This window comes from Rossellomorea vietnamensis (assembly GCF_001305855.1).
GTDB classification, from domain to species: Bacteria; Bacillota; Bacilli; order Bacillales; family Bacillaceae_B; genus Rossellomorea; species Rossellomorea vietnamensis_A.
Genome location: NZ_LIXZ01000014.1, coordinates 64,128 through 84,320, shown reverse-complemented (window position 1 = coordinate 84,320; position 20,193 = coordinate 64,128). Strand labels below are relative to the sequence as shown.

19 protein-coding genes are annotated in these 20,193 nt (G+C 43.7%); 18 read left to right on the top strand and 1 reads right to left on the bottom strand.

Annotated features, from left to right (window positions below; genetic code table 11):
* Nucleotides 1–138: 138 nt before the first annotated feature.
* The 9 genes from hrcA to deoC all read left to right on the top strand — a co-directional run bounded on the left by hrcA (nt 139) and on the right by deoC (nt 11,287).
* Nucleotides 139–1,173: a heat-inducible transcriptional repressor HrcA gene (gene hrcA, locus AM506_RS16045; RefSeq protein ID WP_060673513.1), complete on the top strand. Its 1,035-nt coding sequence runs from the start codon at nt 139–141 to the stop codon at nt 1,171–1,173.
* A 105-nt stretch (nt 1,174–1,278) separates the two neighbouring features.
* The gene (gene grpE, locus AM506_RS16040; protein WP_060673494.1) at nt 1,279–1,842 is read left to right on the top strand and encodes a nucleotide exchange factor GrpE; all 564 of its coding nucleotides are present in this window, start codon (nt 1,279–1,281) and stop codon (nt 1,840–1,842) included.
* A 39-nt stretch (nt 1,843–1,881) separates the two neighbouring features.
* Nucleotides 1,882–3,711 carry a molecular chaperone DnaK gene (dnaK, locus tag AM506_RS16035; protein ID WP_060673493.1) on the top strand — a complete coding sequence of 610 codons (1,830 nt, stop codon included), beginning with the start codon at nt 1,882–1,884 and terminating at the stop codon, nt 3,709–3,711.
* A 185-nt stretch (nt 3,712–3,896) separates the two neighbouring features.
* Entirely contained in the window at nt 3,897–5,027 is a 1,131-nt protein-coding gene (dnaJ, locus tag AM506_RS16030) for a molecular chaperone DnaJ (RefSeq protein WP_060673492.1), read from the top strand.
* Between the two features lie 24 nt (nt 5,028–5,051).
* Nucleotides 5,052–5,993 carry a 50S ribosomal protein L11 methyltransferase gene (gene prmA, locus AM506_RS16025; RefSeq protein WP_060673491.1) on the top strand — a complete coding sequence of 314 codons (942 nt, stop codon included), beginning with the start codon at nt 5,052–5,054 and terminating at the stop codon, nt 5,991–5,993.
* Between the two features lie 31 nt (nt 5,994–6,024).
* Nucleotides 6,025–6,777, top strand: a complete 753-nt coding sequence (locus AM506_RS16020; protein WP_060673490.1) for a 16S rRNA (uracil(1498)-N(3))-methyltransferase — start codon at nt 6,025–6,027, stop codon at nt 6,775–6,777.
* 5 nt (nt 6,778–6,782) lie between these two features.
* Entirely contained in the window at nt 6,783–8,117 is a 1,335-nt protein-coding gene (gene mtaB / locus AM506_RS16015; protein ID WP_060673489.1) for a tRNA (N(6)-L-threonylcarbamoyladenosine(37)-C(2))-methylthiotransferase MtaB, read from the top strand.
* Between the two features lie 234 nt (nt 8,118–8,351).
* The gene (locus AM506_RS16010; RefSeq protein ID WP_060673488.1) at nt 8,352–10,016 is read left to right on the top strand and encodes a glycoside hydrolase family 13 protein; all 1,665 of its coding nucleotides are present in this window, start codon (nt 8,352–8,354) and stop codon (nt 10,014–10,016) included.
* A 599-nt stretch (nt 10,017–10,615) separates the two neighbouring features.
* On the top strand, nt 10,616–11,287 hold the full coding sequence (deoC, locus tag AM506_RS16005) for a deoxyribose-phosphate aldolase (protein WP_060673487.1): 672 nt from the start codon (nt 10,616–10,618) through the stop codon (nt 11,285–11,287).
* 33 nt (nt 11,288–11,320) lie between these two features.
* Here the strand turns inward: deoC and AM506_RS16000 are convergent, their stop codons facing one another.
* A complete protein-coding gene (locus tag AM506_RS16000; protein WP_235576129.1) occupies nt 11,321–12,253 on the bottom strand; it encodes a Na/Pi symporter in 933 nt (310 codons plus the stop codon).
* Nucleotides 12,254–12,587: 334 nt separating this feature from the next.
* On the opposite strand from AM506_RS16000, the gene rpsU reads away from it, so the two are divergent.
* The 9 genes from rpsU (at nt 12,588) to AM506_RS15955 (ending at nt 20,117) form a co-directional block, all read left to right on the top strand.
* Nucleotides 12,588–12,761: a 30S ribosomal protein S21 gene (gene rpsU, locus AM506_RS15995; RefSeq protein ID WP_032087602.1), complete on the top strand. Its 174-nt coding sequence runs from the start codon at nt 12,588–12,590 to the stop codon at nt 12,759–12,761.
* A 14-nt stretch (nt 12,762–12,775) separates the two neighbouring features.
* Nucleotides 12,776–13,222, top strand: coding sequence for a GatB/YqeY domain-containing protein (locus AM506_RS15990; protein ID WP_034757488.1), 447 nt, complete (start codon nt 12,776–12,778; stop codon nt 13,220–13,222).
* Between the two features lie 166 nt (nt 13,223–13,388).
* Nucleotides 13,389–14,606, top strand: a complete 1,218-nt coding sequence (locus tag AM506_RS15985; protein WP_060673486.1) for an ISL3 family transposase — start codon at nt 13,389–13,391, stop codon at nt 14,604–14,606.
* 181 nt (nt 14,607–14,787) lie between these two features.
* A complete protein-coding gene (locus tag AM506_RS15980; protein ID WP_235576128.1) occupies nt 14,788–16,098 on the top strand; it encodes an NfeD family protein in 1,311 nt (436 codons plus the stop codon).
* A gap of 27 nt (nt 16,099–16,125) precedes the next feature.
* Nucleotides 16,126–17,121: a flotillin-like protein FloA gene (floA, locus tag AM506_RS15975; protein ID WP_094075155.1), complete on the top strand. Its 996-nt coding sequence runs from the start codon at nt 16,126–16,128 to the stop codon at nt 17,119–17,121.
* Nucleotides 17,122–17,151: 30 nt separating this feature from the next.
* Nucleotides 17,152–17,613, top strand: coding sequence for a hypothetical protein (locus AM506_RS15970; RefSeq protein WP_060673484.1), 462 nt, complete (start codon nt 17,152–17,154; stop codon nt 17,611–17,613).
* Nucleotides 17,614–17,670: 57 nt separating this feature from the next.
* The gene (gene yqfC, locus AM506_RS15965) at nt 17,671–17,955 is read left to right on the top strand and encodes a sporulation protein YqfC (RefSeq protein WP_034757499.1); all 285 of its coding nucleotides are present in this window, start codon (nt 17,671–17,673) and stop codon (nt 17,953–17,955) included.
* 11 nt (nt 17,956–17,966) lie between these two features.
* On the top strand, nt 17,967–19,154 hold the full coding sequence (gene yqfD, locus AM506_RS15960) for a sporulation protein YqfD (protein ID WP_060673483.1): 1,188 nt from the start codon (nt 17,967–17,969) through the stop codon (nt 19,152–19,154).
* A gap of 3 nt (nt 19,155–19,157) precedes the next feature.
* Nucleotides 19,158–20,117 (top strand): PhoH family protein, encoded by a 960-nt coding sequence (locus tag AM506_RS15955; RefSeq protein ID WP_034757504.1) that lies wholly within the window; start codon nt 19,158–19,160, stop codon nt 20,115–20,117.
* Nucleotides 20,118–20,193 lie beyond the last annotated feature (76 nt).

The following is a 20,193-nucleotide window of genomic DNA, read 5'->3' as shown; positions in this document are numbered from 1 at the left end:
AATCAACCACCACTCGCTATTTTTAAAAGTCCAATGAAAAGACCCAATCTAATATATTGACATCCCTTTACTGATTTGATAATTTATTAATTAGATTTAGCACTCATCTTAGTAGAGTGCTAACAGGGGTGATGAATGTTGTTAACAGATCGACAACTTCTAATTCTTCAAGTGATCATTGATGATTTTATTCTTTCTGCCCAGCCTGTCGGTTCGAGAAGCTTGTCTAAAAAAGATGAGATTTCATTCAGTTCAGCTACGATCCGTAATGAAATGGCAGATCTTGAGGATTTGGGCTTTATAGAAAAAACCCACACATCCTCAGGTCGCGTACCGTCAGAAAAGGGTTATCGATACTATGTGGATCACTTGCTTTCTCCACAGAAATTAAAAAAGAATGACGTCCATGCACTTCGCTCCATTTTTACCGAGCGCATGTATGAATTGGAGAAAGTGGTTCAGAAATCGGCGAAGATCCTTTCAGAGCTGACCAATTATACAACGATTGTTTTAGGACCTGATTTAAAGGAAAACAAGCTGAAAAAAATTCAACTGATTCCTCTAAACAAAGATACGGCCATCGCCATCATCGTCACGGATAACGGACATGTTGAAAATAAAGTGTTCCATATCCCTGCGACAATGGATGCGTCAGAGCTTGAAAAGCTTGTACACATCTTAAATGACCGCTTGACGGGTGTACCGATCAGTGAGTTGAACGATAAAATCTTTAAAGAAGTCGCTCTCTTACTTAAAGAGCATATACAGAATTATGATTTTATCCTCCACTCCCTAACGGACTCCTTCAATCCAACGGTCACGGATAAGCTGTTCTTTGGAGGAAAGACCAATATCCTGAATCAGCCTGAATTCCACGATGTACAAAAGGTCCGTATGCTTCTTGAAATGATTGAACAGGAAGAAAGCGTCTATAACCTGATCCGACCGTCTGCCACAGGGGTAAACATTAAGATCGGGAAAGAAAACGATCATCTTGCTATGGAGAATTGCAGTCTCATAACCGCTACTTATTCGATTGGCAAAGAACAATTAGGTTCCATTGCGATCATCGGGCCTACTCGGATGGAGTATTCCCGTGTCGTCAGTTTACTTAATTTCTTTTCAAACGATATGTCCAAGGTTCTGACGAAGCTGTATCAAAGTGGGGATTAGTGGACATATTGTATAAAGGAAAATAAGGCCCCGAAAGCGCGTTTGAACAGACGTTTCGGCGCCTTCATATGAGCGTAGGATCACATTTTTAAGGAGGTGAATGTTATGTCTGAAGAAACAAAACAAGAGCAGCAAGCGAAAGAAGAAAACAGCGAAGCAGTGGAAGAAATTTTCGCTGAAGAACCTCAAGCTGAGGAAGTAGCAGAAGAGCAGCAAGAATCAGATGAGCTTTCACAATTAGAGGAAAAGCTGAATGAGTCTGAAAATCGTTATCTTCGTTTAAGAGCCGATTTCGATAATTTCCGCCGTCGTGTAAACGTCGAAAATGAATCGAAGGAAAAATATCGTGCTCAAGGACTGATTACGGAACTATTGCCAGCACTTGATAATTTCGAGCGTGCTTTGAATATAGAAGCTGATAATGAGCAAACGAAACAATTGCTTCAAGGAATGGAAATGGTTCACAGAAGTCTTGTAGAAGCCCTTAAGAAAGAGGGAGTGGAACCAATTGAAGCAGTAGGTCAGGAGTTTGATCCTCATATGCACCAAGCTGTCATGCAGGTGGAAGACGAAAACTTCGACAGCAATGTCGTTGTCGAGGAATTCCAAAAGGGATACAAACTGAAAGACAGAGTAATTCGTCCTTCTATGGTGAAGGTCAGTCAATAATAAATACATTACATATACAAAACAGGGAGGTTTCTTACTATGAGTAAAATTATCGGTATTGACTTAGGTACAACTAACTCATGTGTATCAGTACTTGAAGGCGGAGAGCCAAAGGTCATTGCAAATGCAGAAGGAAACCGCACAACTCCATCAGTTGTTGCGTTCAAAAATGGAGAAAAGCAAGTTGGGGAAGTAGCGAAGCGTCAAGCAATCACAAACCCTAACACAATCATCTCAGTGAAGCGTCATATGGGAACAGATCACAAAGTAGAAGCGGAAGGAAAAGAATACACTCCACAAGAGATTTCAGCCATGATTCTTCAACACTTGAAATCATATGCAGAGGATTACCTTGGAGAAACAGTTGAAAAAGCGGTTATCACAGTACCTGCTTACTTCAACGATGCAGAGCGTCAAGCAACAAAAGACGCCGGTAAAATCGCAGGTCTTGAAGTTGAACGTATCATCAATGAGCCGACTGCTGCCGCACTTGCATACGGACTTGATAAAATGGATCAAGACCAGACGATCCTTGTATATGACCTTGGTGGCGGTACATTCGACGTATCGATCCTTGAACTTGGTGACGGAGTATTCGAAGTACGTTCTACTGCCGGTGACAACCGTCTTGGTGGAGACGACTTTGACCAAGTGATCATCGACTACCTTGTAGCTGAATTCAAGAAAGAGAACGGAATCGATCTCTCTAAAGATAAAATGGCTCTTCAACGTTTGAAGGATGCTGCCGAGAAAGCGAAGAAAGATCTTTCAGGAGTGACTTCAACTCAAATCTCACTTCCTTTCATCACGGCTGGGGAAGCAGGACCACTTCACTTGGAAGTGACTCTTTCAAGAGCGAAATTCGATGAAATCTCTTCTGACCTTGTAGAGCGTACAATGGGACCTACTCGTCAAGCAATGAAAGATGCCGGTCTTTCTGCAAGCGAAATCGATAAGATCATCCTTGTTGGTGGATCAACTCGTATCCCTGCTGTACAAGAAGCAATCAGAAAAGAAACTGGTAAAGAGCCATCTAAAGGTGTTAACCCTGACGAAGTTGTAGCGATGGGTGCAGCGATTCAAGGTGGAGTTCTGACTGGTGACGTGAAAGATGTCGTTTTACTTGACGTTACACCACTATCACTAGGAATTGAAACAATGGGTGGAGTATCAACGAAGCTGATCGAGCGTAACACAACGATCCCGACGTCTAAATCTCAAACATTCTCAACTGCTGCTGATAACCAGACTGCTGTTGACATTCACGTATTACAAGGTGAGCGCCCAATGGCTGCTGATAACAAAACGCTTGGACGTTTCCAATTAGCGGACATTCCACCGGCACCACGCGGCGTACCTCAAATCGAAGTTAAATTCGATATTGATAAGAACGGTATCGTGAATGTTAGTGCGAAAGATCTTGGAACAGGCAAAGAGCAGAACATCACAATCAAATCTTCTACAGGCCTTTCAGATGATGAAGTAGAGCGCATGGTGAAAGAAGCCGAAGAAAATGCCGAAGCAGACAAACAACGTAAAGAGGAAGTTGAACTTCGCAACGAAGCCGACCAACTTGTTTTCCAAACGGAAAAAACGTTAAAAGATCTTGAAGGCAAAGTAGAAGAAGATGAAGTGAAAAAAGCGGAAGATGCGAAAGCTGAACTGAAAGAAGCGATCGAGAAAGATGACCTTGATCTTATCCGCGAAAAGAAAGACTCATTGCAGGAAATTGTTCAAAGCTTAACGATGAAGCTTTATGAGCAGGCTCAAGCGGAAGCCCAGGCAGCTCAAGGCGCTGAAGGCGAAGCTTCGAAAGATGACGATGTGGTCGACGCTGAATATGAAGAAGTAAATGACGACAAGAAATAATCAGATGTAAACGAACGAAAAAGTCAAAGTCAGGGCGGTTCTTGGCTTTGACTTTTTCTATGATTGAAAGAAACCTTCAATCAACAGACACAAACTAATGTAAGGAATGTTGAGTTTTTATTGATAATAGTCGAAGCTCAATGTTAAAATAACCTTTATGCAAAGGATTCGGGAGTGGTGTTTTAATGAGTAAACGGGACTATTATGAGGTTCTTGGGGTTGGAAAAGACGCCTCAAAAGACGAAATGAAGAAAGCATACCGCAAGCTCTCCAAAAAATATCATCCGGATATTAATAAAGAAGCGGATGCGGATGAAAAGTTTAAAGAAATATCGGAAGCGTATGAAGTGTTAAGTGATGATCAGAAGCGCGCTCAGTATGATCGTTTCGGACACACGGACCCCAACCAGGGATTCGGCGGCAGAGGAGACTTTGGCGGCGGCGGTTTCGGTGGTTTCGAAGATATCTTCAATACATTCTTCGGTGGAGGCGGCGGAGGCCGCAGAAGAGATCCAAATGCACCTCGTCAAGGAGCGGACCTTCAATACACGATGTCTCTGACATTTGAAGAAGCGGTCTTCGGGAAAGAAACCGAAATCGAAATTCCGAGAGAAGAAGAATGTGAAACGTGCCATGGTTCGGGAGCGAAACCTGGGACAAAGGTTAATACATGTTCTCACTGTAATGGATCCGGTCAATTGAATGTGGAGCAGAATACACCATTCGGCCGCATTGTGAACAGAAGGGTTTGTCACTACTGTAACGGTACAGGTAAACAAATCAAGGAAAAATGTTCAACATGTGGCGGTGCGGGTAAAGTACAGAAGCGCCGTAAAATCGCTGTTAAGATCCCAGCCGGTATCGATGATGGACAACAGCTGCGCGTGACAGGTCAAGGGGAACCGGGTATTAATGGCGGTCCTGCCGGTGACCTGTATGTGGTCTTCCACGTCCGTTCACATGATTTCTTCGAACGTAATGGTGATGACATTTACTGTGAAATGCCTGTGACGTTTGCCCAAGCCGCATTGGGTGATGAAATTGAAGTACCGACCTTACACGGTAAAGTTAAGCTGAAAGTCCCTGCAGGAACTCAGACGAGTACGAGATTCCGTTTGAAAGGCAAGGGCGTACCGAATGTCCGAGGTTACGGTACGGGGGATCAGCATGTACAGGTGAAAGTGGTCACGCCTTCCAAGCTGACGGATAGGCAGAAACAATTATTGAGAGAATTCGCTGACATCAGCGGTCAAATTCCTGATGAACAGCATGAAAGCTTCTTTGATAAAGTAAAAAAGGCCTTTAAAGGCGAATAACTAAAGAGCGGAGTTGGTAGATCAATGAAATGGTCAGAAATCAGTATTCTTACAACGAATGAAGCGATTGAGCCGATTTCAAACATTCTTCACGAATCAGGGGCAAGCGGTGTGGTCATTGAAGACCCTGCCGAATTAGTTAAGGAAAGAGAAGATATGTTTGGGGAGATCTACCAACTCAACCCTGATGACTACCCAACGGACGGCGTCATGGTCAAAGCTTATTTGCCCGTCAATAGTTTCCTGGGGGAAACCGTTGACGAGATCAAGCAGGGCATCACGAACCTTGTTACTTATGATATCGACATTGGTGAAAACAAAGTGGAGATTTCCGAGGTAAATGAAGAAGAATGGGCAACTGCCTGGAAGAAATACTATCATCCTGTGAAAATTTCGGATAAGTTCACGATTGTTCCAACCTGGGAAGACTACACGCCGGTTCATAGTGATGAACTCATTATTGAACTGGATCCGGGCATGGCGTTCGGGACGGGTACTCACCCTACTACCGTCATGTGTATCCAGGCACTTGAGCGAATCGTAAAAGAACATGATTCCGTCATTGATGTTGGTACGGGCTCAGGTGTATTATCCATTGCATCGGCTCTATTAGCCGCAGACCGGGTACGTGCATATGACCTTGATGAAGTCGCGGTTCGTTCAGCAAGACTGAATGTGAAGTTGAACAAAGTACAGGAAACGGTATCCGTGGATGCCAACAATCTATTGAATGGGGTGACCGGGCAGGCTGATGTGATCGTGGCGAACATCCTGGCTGAAATCATTCTGCGCTTTACAGAAGACGCATACGAGCTTGTGAAGCCGGGTGGATATTTTATCACTTCCGGAATCATCCAGCCTAAAAAGCAGGAAGTACGTGACTCGTTGGAAGCTGCCGGTTTCCATATCGAAGAGATCATGGTAATGGAAGACTGGGTTGCGATCATCGCTGTTAAGCCTGAATAATACAAAGTAAAATCGGTGGAGTTGAAACTGTATGCAACGATATTTTATAGAAGACCTATATCGAGAAAATGATCCGATTATGATCACGGGGGATGATTATCATCATATTGTCCGTGTCATGAGAATGAAGGAGCAGGATGAAGTATTCGTTGTCTTCAAGGATCAGGCATCAGCGATCACCCGTATTGAAACGATTTCCAGTGACGCAGTCAAGCTGTCAATAGTACAATGGGAAACATCGACGAAGGAATTACCAATTAAAGTAACCATTGCGAGCGGACTGCCGAAAGGGGATAAATTGGAGTTGATTTTCCAAAAGGGAACAGAGCTTGGAGCCACTCAATTTATCCCTTTTAATGCGGATCGCTCCATTGTGAAGTGGGACGAAAAAAAAGCAAAGAAAAAGACAGAGCGTTGGGAAAAGATTGTGAAGGAAGCGGCTGAACAGTCGCATAGACTTCTCGTCCCTGATGTCTCTGCACCCGTTTCAATCAAACAATTGATTCAAGCAGGCAGTCAGTTCGATTATAAACTTGTCGCATATGAAGAAGAAGCACGTGCCGGTGAAAAAGGGAACCTGTCAAAGATGTTGTCCTCCATCGGTAACGGGCAAAGTGTACTGGTCGTATTCGGCCCTGAAGGTGGATTATCGGAGAAAGAAATAGAGCTGTTGAGAAGCGGGGGCTTTCTTACATGCGGCCTTGGCCCAAGGATTCTCCGGACGGAGACTGCTCCATTGTATGTTCTCTCAGCCATCAGCTATCAATTAGAACTTATGAGGTGATTGCAATGCCATCAGTAGCGTTTCACACTCTAGGGTGTAAAGTGAACCACTACGAAACTGAAGCCATCTGGCAACTATTTAAAGAAGAAGGATATGATCGTGTAGAATATGACTCGATCGCAGACGTGTATGTCATCAATACATGCACAGTAACCAATACAGGTGATAAGAAGAGCAGGCAGGTAATCCGCCGTGCCATCCGGAAAAATCCAGACGGGGTCATCTGTGTAACAGGATGCTATGCCCAAACGTCCCCAGCCGAAATCATGGCCATCCCGGGAGTCGATGTTGTGGTAGGTACCCAGGATCGCAGGAAAATGCTTACGTATATCGAGGAGTACAAAAAAGAACGTCAACCGATCAATGGTGTCACCAACATCATGAAGAATCGTGTGTACGAAGAATTGGACGTTCCGGCATTCACGGACCGTACCCGTGCCTCCCTTAAGATCCAGGAAGGCTGCAACAATTTCTGTACGTTCTGTATCATTCCCTGGGCACGTGGACTGATGAGATCCCGCGACCCTGAAGAAGTCGTTCACCAGGCTCAACAGCTTGTTGATGCAGGGTACAAAGAAATTGTCCTGACTGGGATCCATACAGGCGGATATGGAGAGGACATGAAAGACTACAACCTTGCCATGCTCCTTAAAGATCTTGAGCAAAACGTGAAGGGACTTAAGAGAATCCGCATATCCTCCATCGAAGCGAGTCAATTGACGGATGAAGTCATTGAAGTAATCGATCAATCCGATATCGTGGTAAGGCATCTGCACATCCCGCTTCAATCAGGATCCAACACGGTCCTTAAGAGAATGCGCAGAAAGTATACGATGGAATTCTTTGCCGAGCGTTTAGAGAAGCTTAAAAAAGCCCTTCCAGGACTTGCCGTTACATCCGATGTCATTGTTGGTTTCCCGGGTGAAACGGAAGAAGAATTCTTGGAAACATATCATTTCATCAAAGAGCATAAATTCTCTGAGCTTCACGTTTTCCCTTATTCAAAACGGACAGGCACGCCTGCTGCCAGAATGGACGATCAGATTGATGAAGACATCAAGAACGAACGTGTCCACCGCTTAATTGAACTTTCGAACCAATTAGCGAAAGAATACGCTTCAGAGTTCGAAAACGAAGTACTAGAGGTAATCCCTGAAGAAATCCATCAGGATGATCTCTACGTAGGATACACGGATAACTACTTGAAAGTGGTGTTCCCTGCAACCGAAGAGATGGTAGGGAAACTTGTGAAAGTGAAACTCACCAAAGCGGGTTATCCTCTAAATGAAGGACAATTTGTCCGGGTACTAGAAGAATCAGAAGAAAAAGCAGCCATTTAATAGATGAAGGCACCTGACGTTTCGCTCGGGTGCCTTGCATTTTATTTTCGTGCAATAATACTTTGTAACCACTTTCTTTTTTTTGGTTAGAATCGAATTATCTATTGATTAGTGCAGAAGAAGGTTGTAAACTATTATTATATTTGAAAAGAGTCTTTTTTTTTAAACAATAGTGCAAACGATTGCATTAAATGTAAGCGTTTGTATCTTACTATACTTTGATGAGGTGTTACGATGAAAAAGGCATGGCGTAAAGAGGCAGTGGGATACCAAATCTATCCGAGAAGTTTCCAGGATTCCAATGGTGACGGAATCGGGGACTTACAGGGAGTCATCCAGCGTTTGGATTATATTAAAGAGTTAGGGATCGATGTGATTTGGATCTGTCCAATGTATAAATCCCCTAATGACGATAATGGTTATGATATTTCGGATTATCAGGATATCATGGAAGACTTCGGAACGATGGAAGACTTCGACCAATTATTGAAAGAAGTTCATAAAAGGGATATGAAGCTAATCATTGACCTTGTCCTGAATCATACTAGTGATGAGCATCCTTGGTTCATCGAGTCAAGGAGTTCCAAGGACAATCCAAAGCGTGATTGGTATATTTGGAGAGATGGCGCGAAAGGCAAAGAACCGAATAACTGGGAAAGCATTTTCGGGGGATCAGCCTGGGAGTATGATAAAGAAACGGACCAATACTTCCTTCATGTCTTCTCGACGAAGCAGCCGGATCTGAATTGGGAAAATGAAGAAGTGCGTGAGGCACTATATGACACGGTAAATTGGTGGCTGGATAAAGGAATAGACGGCTTCAGAATCGATGCCATCAGTCATATTAAAAAGCGCGCGGGTCTGCCGGATATGCAGAATCCGAAGAAGGAAAAATACGTTTCTTCCTTTGACATGCATATGAACCAAAAAGGGATCCATACGTTCCTTCAGGAATTCAAGGATCGTACGTATGCCAATTATGACGTGATGTCGGTTGGAGAAGCAAACGGTGTGAAGGCAGATGAAGCAGAACTATGGGTCGGTAAAGAGAATGGAAAGATGGATATGATCTTTCAATTTGAACATCTTGGATTATGGGATGCGGAAACTAATCCGGATCTCGACATCGTCGAATTGAAAAAGGTGCTCACACGTTGGCAAAAAGGGCTGGAAGGAAACGGCTGGAATGCCCTTTTCATCGAAAATCATGATAAACCCCGCGTTGTTTCCACATGGGGGAATGACAAGGAATACTGGAAAGAAAGTGCCACAGCCATGGCAGCCATGTATTTCCTGATGCAGGGGACACCATTCATTTATCAGGGGCAGGAAATCGGCATGACCAACGTTCAATTTCCTTCCATCGAAGACTATGATGATGTAGCCGTGAAAAATCTATACCGTCTTAAACGTGAAGAAGGGGTGCCTCATCAAGACATCATGGAAATCATCTGGGCTTCCTCCCGTGATAACAGCAGAACACCGATGCAATGGTCAGCAGGGGAAAACAGCGGATTCACAAGTGGGACTCCTTGGATGAAAGTCAATCCTAACTTTAAGACGATCAACGTAGAAGCACAGGAAAAAGATGAAAAGTCCATACTCAACTTCTACAAGAAAATGATTCAACTTAAGAAAAGGGAAGACGTCTTCACGTACGGAATCTATGATTTGCTGCTTGAAAAAGACAAGCAAATCTATGCGTATACACGCACCGGAGAAAATACAACCATGATCGTCATCACAAACCTTTCCACAAAAAACGCCGTTTGTGACCTTGGTAAACTAAACGTATCATCAGAGAACCTTCTATTGAACAACTATGAAGTAGAGAACCATGGAGAGTTAAGCAAGTTGACCCTCAAACCATACGAGGCGAGAGTATATCGACTAAAATAATCGTGTTACACCGCTGTTGATTTCCGTGCAAGACTTCGCTTTCCTCGGGCGGAAGGCGAGCCTCCTCGTCTCTGACGTTCCTGCGGGGTCTCACCTATTCCGCTTTTCCCGTAGGAGTCTTCGTCTTGCACTCCAATCAACAGCTAGATTTGTCTAAATACACTTCAAATGCGATGACAAAACAAAAAAATCCGAACGAATACGATTTTCAATAAAGAATCTCGAATTCGCTCGGCTTTTTCTTTGACAAAACGTTTTTGTTTCAACCTCTTTTACACCATTACTGATAGCTACAGTCTTTAAATGATTCATTAGAATTAACTTTTAGTTGCCCTCTTACAAAAAAATATTAATGACAATAGTCTTTTTCGACACTTCTTCGATCAGTTGATTGGAACGGAAGATGCTCAACTCACGCCCCGCGGAAAGCGAGCATCTGGAGTGGAAATCAACTACTGCTTGCTTCTGAAATGCAACCCTGTTGCAAGAATATGAAAAGGTTTTCTTTATTTTGGGAGATACTACAAAGTGCTCGTCTTTTTCTCTTAGTTTTGGTATGATAAGAGAGGTACGGACAACTGTTAAAGGAGAGATAATCAATGACTATGAACATTGCAAGTATGATCGATCATACTTTACTTAAACCTGAATCAACAAAAGACCAAGTGGAGGTACTTTGCCAGGAAGCGAAAGAATTCAAGTTTGCTTCTGTGTGTGTAAATCCTACCTGGGTACAATATTCAAGCGAATTATTAAGCGGTACAGAAGTGAAAGTGTGTACGGTGATCGGGTTCCCCCTAGGAGCTTCTACACCTGAAACGAAAGCGTTTGAAACAAAAGATGCGATCGAAAAGGGAGCAACGGAAGTCGATATGGTCATCAATATCGGTGCACTGAAAAGCGGCGACCATGAACTAGTAAAACGTGACATTGAAGCTGTCGTTGCAGCTTCTAAAGGAAAGGCACTTTCTAAAGTCATCATTGAAACATGTCTTCTTACTGAAGAAGAAAAAGTAAAAGCGTGTCAACTTGCTGTGGAAGCGGGAGCAGACTATGTGAAAACATCAACCGGTTTCTCGACTGGCGGTGCGACTGTAGAAGATATCGCTTTAATGAGAAAGACGGTTGGACCTGATATCGGCGTGAAGGCTTCAGGCGGCGTACGCTCCCTAGAAGACGCGAAAGCGATGATCGAAGCCGGAGCTACTCGTTTAGGAGCCAGCTCAGGTGTGAAAATTGTCCAAGGTTTAACAAGCGATTCAGATTATTAATAAGATAAAAAGCTGAACGGGTATCATGCCCGTTCAGCTTTTTTTTGGAAGGTGAACCTTTTCAATTAACCGGGCAAACGAATTGGCGAATGGAAGAACAAGCAGGGAACATAGAAGGTTGAACAGGACACTGGCGTGTGCCAATTGCATATCTGCAGAACCGGCAAGCGTCTGTACCACCATACCAAGCAAAGGGATGAAGGGAATGAAAAGGGCGACGCCCATCACATTCAGCCAGATGTGTGCGTATGCCGTCAGCTTGGCCTGTGTGCCGCCGCCGATGCTTGCAATAAAGGCTGTGATACAAGTGCCGACATTCGCACCGAGCATAATGGCTATTCCGGCATGGAGATCAATCGAACCTGCAGCGAGAAACCCCATCGTCACTCCTGTAACGACGGTGCTCGATTGGATGATGGCAGTTAACACGCATCCAATCAGTAAGGCAAGGACAAGATGTTCATTAACCTGAATCATGTAAGAACGCAAGGACTCTTGCGTCGTCAAAGGCGTTGCAAGCCATTGGATGGCCCGGATCGATGTAAAGATCAATCCGAAACCCATAAAGATCATGCCGCTGCTTTTGATCTGTGGAGATCGGAAAAAATATAGTACACATCCGAGGATCATGGATGGAATAATCAGATAGTTCATATCCAGGGTGAACATTTCAAGAGTGAAAGTAGTCCCTATATTCGAACCGAGCATGATGCCGATGGTTTGACGGAAAGGGATCAGACCGGAGGAAGCAAGTCCCACTGTGAGGACCATGACGGCCGAGCTGCTGTGAATAAAGGCGGTGACAACGGTCCCTGTCAGGACGCCCTTGACAGGGGTGCTCGTGAGATAATGAAGCCAAGTCTTGATTTTTTGATTTGCAATATTAAATAGCCCGGACCTGAGCCATGTCATGCCGAATAAAAAACATAAGATGAAAAAAATAAAGGCGATTCCATGTAAGATCATTGAATTCCTCCTGTACACCAGTACGATTAATACAAATGTATGGGGGGAATCAATGAGACATGCCTATTTATGTGAGTGTTTTATGATAAATTGTTGACCTGACACATATCATATATTATAATGGCAAAGTACATGGATTTCTTTATAATATTAAAGAATCCATCCAAGAAAGACATACACTTTCTGTCCCCTTGTGACAATAAGGCAAGGGCAAAGCCATAACCTATTGGTGAAGTAAAGGACGTCAGAAATCTCTGCGTCTTAAGAAATTGGTACAAACCATTTCTTGACTTGAACATGTAAGTGTAGTGTGTTCGGAGGGAGGGAAAGAGAGATGTCAAAAACAGTTGTTCGTAAAAACGAATCGCTTGAAGATGCTCTTCGTCGCTTCAAACGCTCAGTTTCTAAAACAGGAACTTTACAAGAGTTTAGAAAGCGCGAATTTTATGAAAAGCCAAGCGTAAAACGCAAAAAGAAATCAGAAGCTGCAAGAAAGCGTAAGTTCTAAGAGAGGGTGTAAGTATGAGTCTTCTCAATCGTTTAAATGATGATATGAAACAAGCGATGAAAAATAAAGAAAAAGAGAAGCTTTCCGTTATCCGCATGCTTAAGGCTTCACTTCAAAATGAAGCCATCAAACATGGGAAACAGGAACTCTCTGAAGACGAAGAGTTGACTGTCCTTTCTCGAGAAGTGAAGCAACGGAAAGACTCCCTCCAGGAATTTCAAAACGCCGGTCGCGAAGACCTCGTTGAAAAAATTCAAACAGAACTGACTTACGTCGAAATATATATGCCTAAGCAGCTTTCAGAAGAAGAAGTCTCTGCTATTGTCGAACAGACGGTAGCGGAGGTAGGTGCTACTTCTAAAGCCGATATGGGCAAAGTGATGGGAGCAATCATGCCTAAATTAAAAGGGAAAGCCGATGGGGCTCTCGTCAACAAACTTGTTCTTCAACATCTATCATAAGATTAAAGAAACCGGAAAGCTTTGATGCTTTCCGGTTTTTTTAAAAGGTTCTATAATATTTGTTGGGGTTCCTACACAATTAGATGACACAAAAAATGCACGTAATCGCCCAATCTTTTATACTTGAATTGTCGAGAAACAAGTAAAGATTGGAGATACGTGCATAATGAATTCTACCATAATGTTGCCTGGTTTTGAAGATGTAAACATCATAAAAATGGAGGAAGTGGATGAGCGACTTTGTTTACATATAGAGCTTCCTCTTATGTCGCACAACTGTCCAGAATGTCCGGCCAGCACAATGAAAGTTCATGATTACCGGATTCAAAAGATTAAACATCTAAAGCTGTTTGAAAGACACACACTTCTTTTCTACAGAAAAAGGCGCTATGTTTGCCCTTGTGGAAAAAGATTTGCGGAAAATAACCCCTTTGTGGAACGATACCAACGGTTATCTGTAGAGTTTAATCAGGCTTTAAAGATCCGAAGTATTAAGGGGAAGACATTTAAAGAAACGGCAGAGGTGTATGGGACTTCGGCTTCCACTGTGGTAAGGCGCTTTGATCAATTGGCAGAGGTTACGGTCAACGAAGAAGCGAAAGAACTGCCTAAGGTTATTGCCATAGATGAGTACAAAGGGGACACAAAAGAAGGAAAATATCAGCTCATTATCGCGAATGGGATCACTAGAGAACCGATTGATATCCTTCCCAATCGTTATAAAGACACCATTAAACACTATCTAAGAAAATATGGTTCTCAAGTGGAGGTGGTCGTTATGGATATGAGTCACTCGTTTAAGGCAGCTGTACAACAAGCTCTGGGTAAGCCCGTCATTGTGGCCGACCGATTCCACTTTGTCCGCTATATTTATTGGGCACTCGATGGTGTGAGAAGAAGGATCCAATCTAGTTGGCATGACTATGATCGGAAGAAATGTAAAAAGATGCGGCATGTGTTTTATAAGAGGTCAGATAAATTAAATGAGAGCGATCAGTGGTACCTTCAAAGGTATCTCGAGATGTCCCATGAACTGAAACAGGCATATGAACTCAAAGAGAGGTTTTGTCAGTGGTTTGACAAAGCGAAGGTGAATGGGGAAGAAAATATCCTCAAGACAAAAAACGCCTTATATGACTTCTACGAAGCGATTGATGAGGCTGGAATTCCTGAATTCCAACGTTCTGCCCAAACCCTAAAGAATTGGCAAAATGAAATATTGAATAGCTTTCGATATAACTATTCAAATGGGTTTTTAGAGGGCATAAACAACTTAACGAAAGTGATGAAACGAAACGCTTTTGGCTTTAGAAGCTTTCTTCGTTTTCGAGCAAAGATTTTACTGACACATAAGTATAAAAGAATGGGTACGCATATTGGATAAGGGTGAAGTAAAATTCACTTCACCCCAACATTTGACGTTGAACCTTTTAAAATCGATACCAGGTGGAATAGGGGACCTAAGACACTTTTTATAACATATTTTTTCAAAAAGATGAAACTTTAATAGTGGGTTATCCGTACATAAAGTATTAAGGAATATCACCTGAAACGAGGGGGTTAAGTTGAGAAGAAGTATACTTGTAATGTTGATGCTGATTCTTGGGTGCAGCTTTATTCAGCCGCTGATCAGTACGGCCGCGGATTCGGGAAAGGTCTACGTCATTCCCATTCAAAAGGAAGTGGAAAGGGGACTTCATGCGTTTTTGGAAAGAGCGATCAAAGATGCGGAAGACGACAATGCGGAACTGATCATTTTCGATATTGATACACCCGGGGGATTGGTGGATGCCGCAGGAGATATCGGGCAGCTTCTGGATGGAATCGATGCCAAAAAGATTGCGTTCGTAAACGACCATGCGCTGTCTGCGGGAGCATTCATTTCCCTCCATGCAGATGAAATCTATATGGTCCCGAATGGACAGATGGGTGCAGCAGCGGTCATTGATCAGGAGGGAAATGCGGCAGATAAGAAAGCCCAGAGCTACTGGCTGTCTGCCATGAAAAGTGCCGCTGAATCAAATGGGAGAGATCCTCAATATGCTCTGGCCATGGCAGATGATTCCCTCGTCATCGAAGAGCTGGGGATTGAAAAAGGGGAACTATTGACGCTGGGCTCAAAGGAAGCGAAGGAGATCGGGTATTCGGAAGGCACAGTCCGGAACCTCGATGAATTGTATGAAACGCTTGGGGTGGATAAATCCTCTGTGAAACGAGTGGATGAAACGTTTGCGGAAAAACTCGCCCGCTTCATCACTAATCCTGTCGTTGTCCCCATTCTTTTATCCTTGGCAAGCATTGGACTGATTGTGGAGCTGTATTCACCCGGTTTTGGGATAGCCGGTTCTATCGGCTTGATCTCCCTTGTATTATTCTTTTATGGACACTTGGTTGCAGGACTTGCGGGATACGAAACCATTATTCTTTTCATCATTGGTATCATCCTTATAGTGGCGGAGTTTTTCCTCCCTGGTGGATTAGCAGGGGGACTCGGTATAGGAGCGATCCTTGCAAGTATTATGTTGGCAGGGGGCGATATGATGCAAATGGGAATCTCTGTTTTGATCGCTTTATTGATTGCCGTTGCAACAGTGATTATCTTTGTAAAGGTGTTTGGTAAAAAAATGAAATTTTTCAACAAAATTATTTTAAACGATTCCACCAGCACAGAAAGCGGTTATGTATCAAATGCCAATCGATTGGATTTGATTGGAATGGTAGGTGTGACCAAAACACCTTTAAGGCCATCCGGAACCGTGATTGTGGAGGAAGAAAGAATCGACGCAGTGACAGAAGGCGGCTTTATCAAAGCAGGTGAAAAGGTTAAAATTGTGAAGGTGGAAGGATCAAGGATTGTAGTAAGAGACATTTCATAATATTTCAGGAGGTAAGAAAATATGGTTATAGGACCAAGTACGATTCTACTGCTCGTTGCAATTGTGGTGGGCATTATCGTTTTAGCTGTATTATTTACATTTGTACCAGTCATGCTGTGGATTTCAGCAATCGCGGCAGGAGTAAGGATCAGCATTTTCACACTTGTGGGGATGAGATTAAGACGTGTTATCCCGAGCCGTGTGATCAATCCACTGATTAAAGCCCATAAAGCAGGAATCACGGTGACGATCAACCAACTGGAGAGTCACTATTTAGCTGGCGGTAACGTAGACAGAGTAGTCAATGCACTGATTGCGGCTCATCGTGCAAATATTGAATTGACGTTTGAGCGTGCTGCGGCGATTGACCTTGCAGGTCGTGACGTACTTGAAGCGGTTCAAATGAGTGTTAACCCTAAAGTGATCGAAACACCGTTCATCGCGGGTGTGGCCATGGATGGAATCGAAGTGAAGGCCAAGGCCCGTATTACGGTCCGTGCGAATATCGACCGCCTTGTCGGGGGTGCCGGGGAAGAGACGATCGTTGCCCGTGTAGGAGAAGGGATTGTATCGACAATCGGTTCATCCGACAACCATAAAAAGGTATTGGAAAATCCGGATCTGATTTCTCAAACGGTCCTTTCAAAAGGCCTGGATGCAGGTACGGCATTCGAGATCCTCTCGATTGATATTGCGGACGTTGATATAGGCAAGAATATCGGAGCAGAACTGCAAACAGAACAAGCGGAAGCTGATAAGAACATTGCTCAAGCGAAGGCGGAAGAAAGAAGAGCAATGGCCGTTGCCAATGAGCAGGAAATGAAAGCAAGAGTAGAAGAAATGAGAGCGAAGGTTGTGGAAGCAGAAGCAGAAGTACCTCTTGCCATGGCTGAAGCACTCAGGTCAGGTAACATCGGTGTGATGGACTATATGAACATAAAGAATATCGATGCCGATACAGAAATGAGAGACTCGATCGGAAAGCTGACAGGGGATAAAAAAGATCCGAAGAGTGATAAGTAATCTCCCTTTGTTCAGAAAGGAGTATTCCCAATGGAGCCATTGATCATTGCTATATTGATCGGGATCATCACGTCCATATTCAATAAAATGAAACAGCCTCCTTCCAATAAACCCGTGAGGCAAAAGCCGATTCAAACGGCCTCGCCCGCTTCCCCTGAGCCTGTTGGAAGAGGCAGGGAAAGAGCGGAGAGCGAAAGAAGCGGACGGAGGGAACCAAGGGCTTACAGAGAGCCTGTAAAAGAGCCTGTTTCTTCCATTCAAACCCGTTTTGAAGATAAAAAGAGGGAAACGGAATCAACTTATTCCAGCCTTCAGAAACAAGAAGAACGATATTCAAGAAAGCTTGAAGCCCACCAAAACCGGGCAAAAAAGATTCGGGAGGGTTCAGGTCTGATCCTTGATTTTAAAAATGAAGATGATATCGTAAAAGGATTTATTTTTTCAGAGGTGTTCGGTCCTCCGAAATCAAAAAAACGCCATCATCAAAAATAAAAGTGATGAAACCCCTTTTCATTTCATAAATATGAGATGAAAGGGGGTTCTTTTTTTATGGCAAAAAGCTTTTTACAACAGATGCGTAAATGGATGACACAGAAAATGGATTTACCTGAAGATGTCATGATGGACCTTCCTCGCGTCACAATGATTGGACAAATTCATATCTATATAGAAAATCACAGGGGTCTGTTGACCTTCACAGATCGGGAGGTGCGGCTTCTGCTTAAACAGGGTCAACTGCTGATAAAAGGGGAGCAATTTGTCATCAAGATGATCCTTCCGGAAGAAATTCTCCTTCAGGGGAAGATCGTAGAAGTGATCTATTTAGAACAATAGGAGGGACGGATTTGAAGAATCAATGGTTCACCTTTCTGAGGGGAAAGGTATTTGTGAAAATGGAAGGCAGATTAGTTGAGCGGGTCATCAATCAATTGCTCCGGGCTGGTATCACCATATGGAATGTGAAGAGAGCGGGAACGGAGACGATCACCTTTTACTTATCCTTAGATGATGTACATAACTTCAGAAGAGCAGTACGGACATCCGAGTGTAAAGTGACATTTCTAAGAGGCCAGGGGGTTCCCTTTCTATTCAAGAGATCACTGAAAAATTCGGGTTTCATGATTGGTGGACTGGCATTCTTCATCATCGTATTCCTTCTTTCCAATATGGTGTGGGGCATAGAGATCAAAGGTGCGTCACCACAGACCGAGCACAGTATACGAAAGGAACTCGAGCAGATGGGTGTTTCCAAGGGGAAGATGCAGTTCTCTATCCCCGATGTTGAGAACATTCAGCGTGAGCTATCCTTCAGGATGGATAATATCACGTGGGTCGGGGTGGAGTTACAAGGGACAACCTTTCACTTTCAAGTTGTGGAAAAGAATGCCCCCCTGCCCCCTGAATCAACTGGCCTGCAGCATATTGTCGCCAAAAAGAAAGCCATCATCACAGACATGTTTGTAGAAGAAGGGGATCCCCAGGTGAGCGTCAATGACTACGTCAATAAAGGACAGCTCCTTGTGTCGGGTTTGATCGGGAATGAAAAAGAGCCGAAAGGAGTCTCGGCGAAAGCGAAAATACTGGGGGAAACCTGGTATAAGACATCGGTTGAACTCCCGCTGAAGTCACGATTTATCGTGTTCAGCGGAAACGAGAAAAGAAAACATTATCTCGGGTTCGGATCAATGAATATCCAGGTATGGGGATTCGGGAAAACGGAATTTAAGGACGTCGTCGTGGAAGAAACGAAAAAGCCACTGCGGTTTTTGAAATGGGAGCTCCCCGTTTATTATATTGACCGGAGCATGAAAGAGAAAGAGGATGTGGAGAGGACCTATACAAAATCCGAGGCGATCATGGCTGCTGAAAAGCTTGCCAAAAGTAACCTGGAATCCTCCCTCCCGGAAGATGCAGAAATAAGAGGGGAAAAAATTTTGCAAGAAAAGGTGGAGAATGGTAAAGTTAGGGTAACCATTCACTTCAAAGTAATAGAAAATATTGCAGAAGGACAACCACTTATTCAAGGAGACTAACGAATGTCAGATGAAATCTTAATGAAATTACAACTTGAAAACCCAAACGAAGCCATCGCTTTGTTCGGTGTTTCAGATTCTCACCTTAAATTAATAGAACAGGAATTACACGTTTCGATCGTAACAAGAGGCGAAGAGTTGCTGGTTTCAGGTAAAGAAGAAGATGTAAGTCTCGCCGTTGATATTTCTGATCGACTGGTGGCTGTAATCCGTAAAGGGATCAATATCGGCCAGCGTGATGTCCATTATGCCATCGAGATGGGCAGACAAGGGACGCTTGAATATTTTACAGAGTTGTACAATGAAGAGATTACAAAGAACGCCAAAGGTAAATCCATCCGGGTGAAAACCCTGGGGCAGCGCCAATACATCCAATCCATCAAGAAGCATGACATGGTGTTCGGGATCGGGCCGGCGGGAACAGGGAAGACCTATTTAGCCGTTGTCATGGCTGTACATGCCCTAAAGAATGGACAGGTCAAGAAGATCATCCTGACGAGGCCGGCTGTGGAAGCAGGTGAAAGCCTCGGGTTTCTTCCGGGTGACTTGAAGGAGAAGGTGGATCCTTATCTCCGCCCCCTATATGATGCCCTGCATGATGTATTGGGAGCAGAGCATACTGCACGCCTGATCGAGAGGGGTACCATCGAGATCGCCCCCCTTGCCTATATGAGGGGCCGTACACTGGATGATGCATTTGTGATTCTTGATGAGGCTCAGAACACAACGAAGGCCCAAATGAAAATGTTCCTGACAAGGCTTGGTTTTGATTCCAAGATGATCATCACGGGAGACCGCTCCCAGGTGGATCTGCCAAGGGGAAGCGAATCAGGATTGATTTCTTCTGAACGGATTTTAAAAGATGTTAAAGGAGTGTCGTTCATTTACCTCGATCAAGCCGATGTTGTCCGACATCCGTTGGTCGCGAAAATAATCGATGCCTATGAAACAATCGAAAAATAAACAGTGAGAGATTGATCCAGATGATCCATGCCGCCATCATAAGATCCGGCATGTCCCTGGATCAATCTTTTTTTGT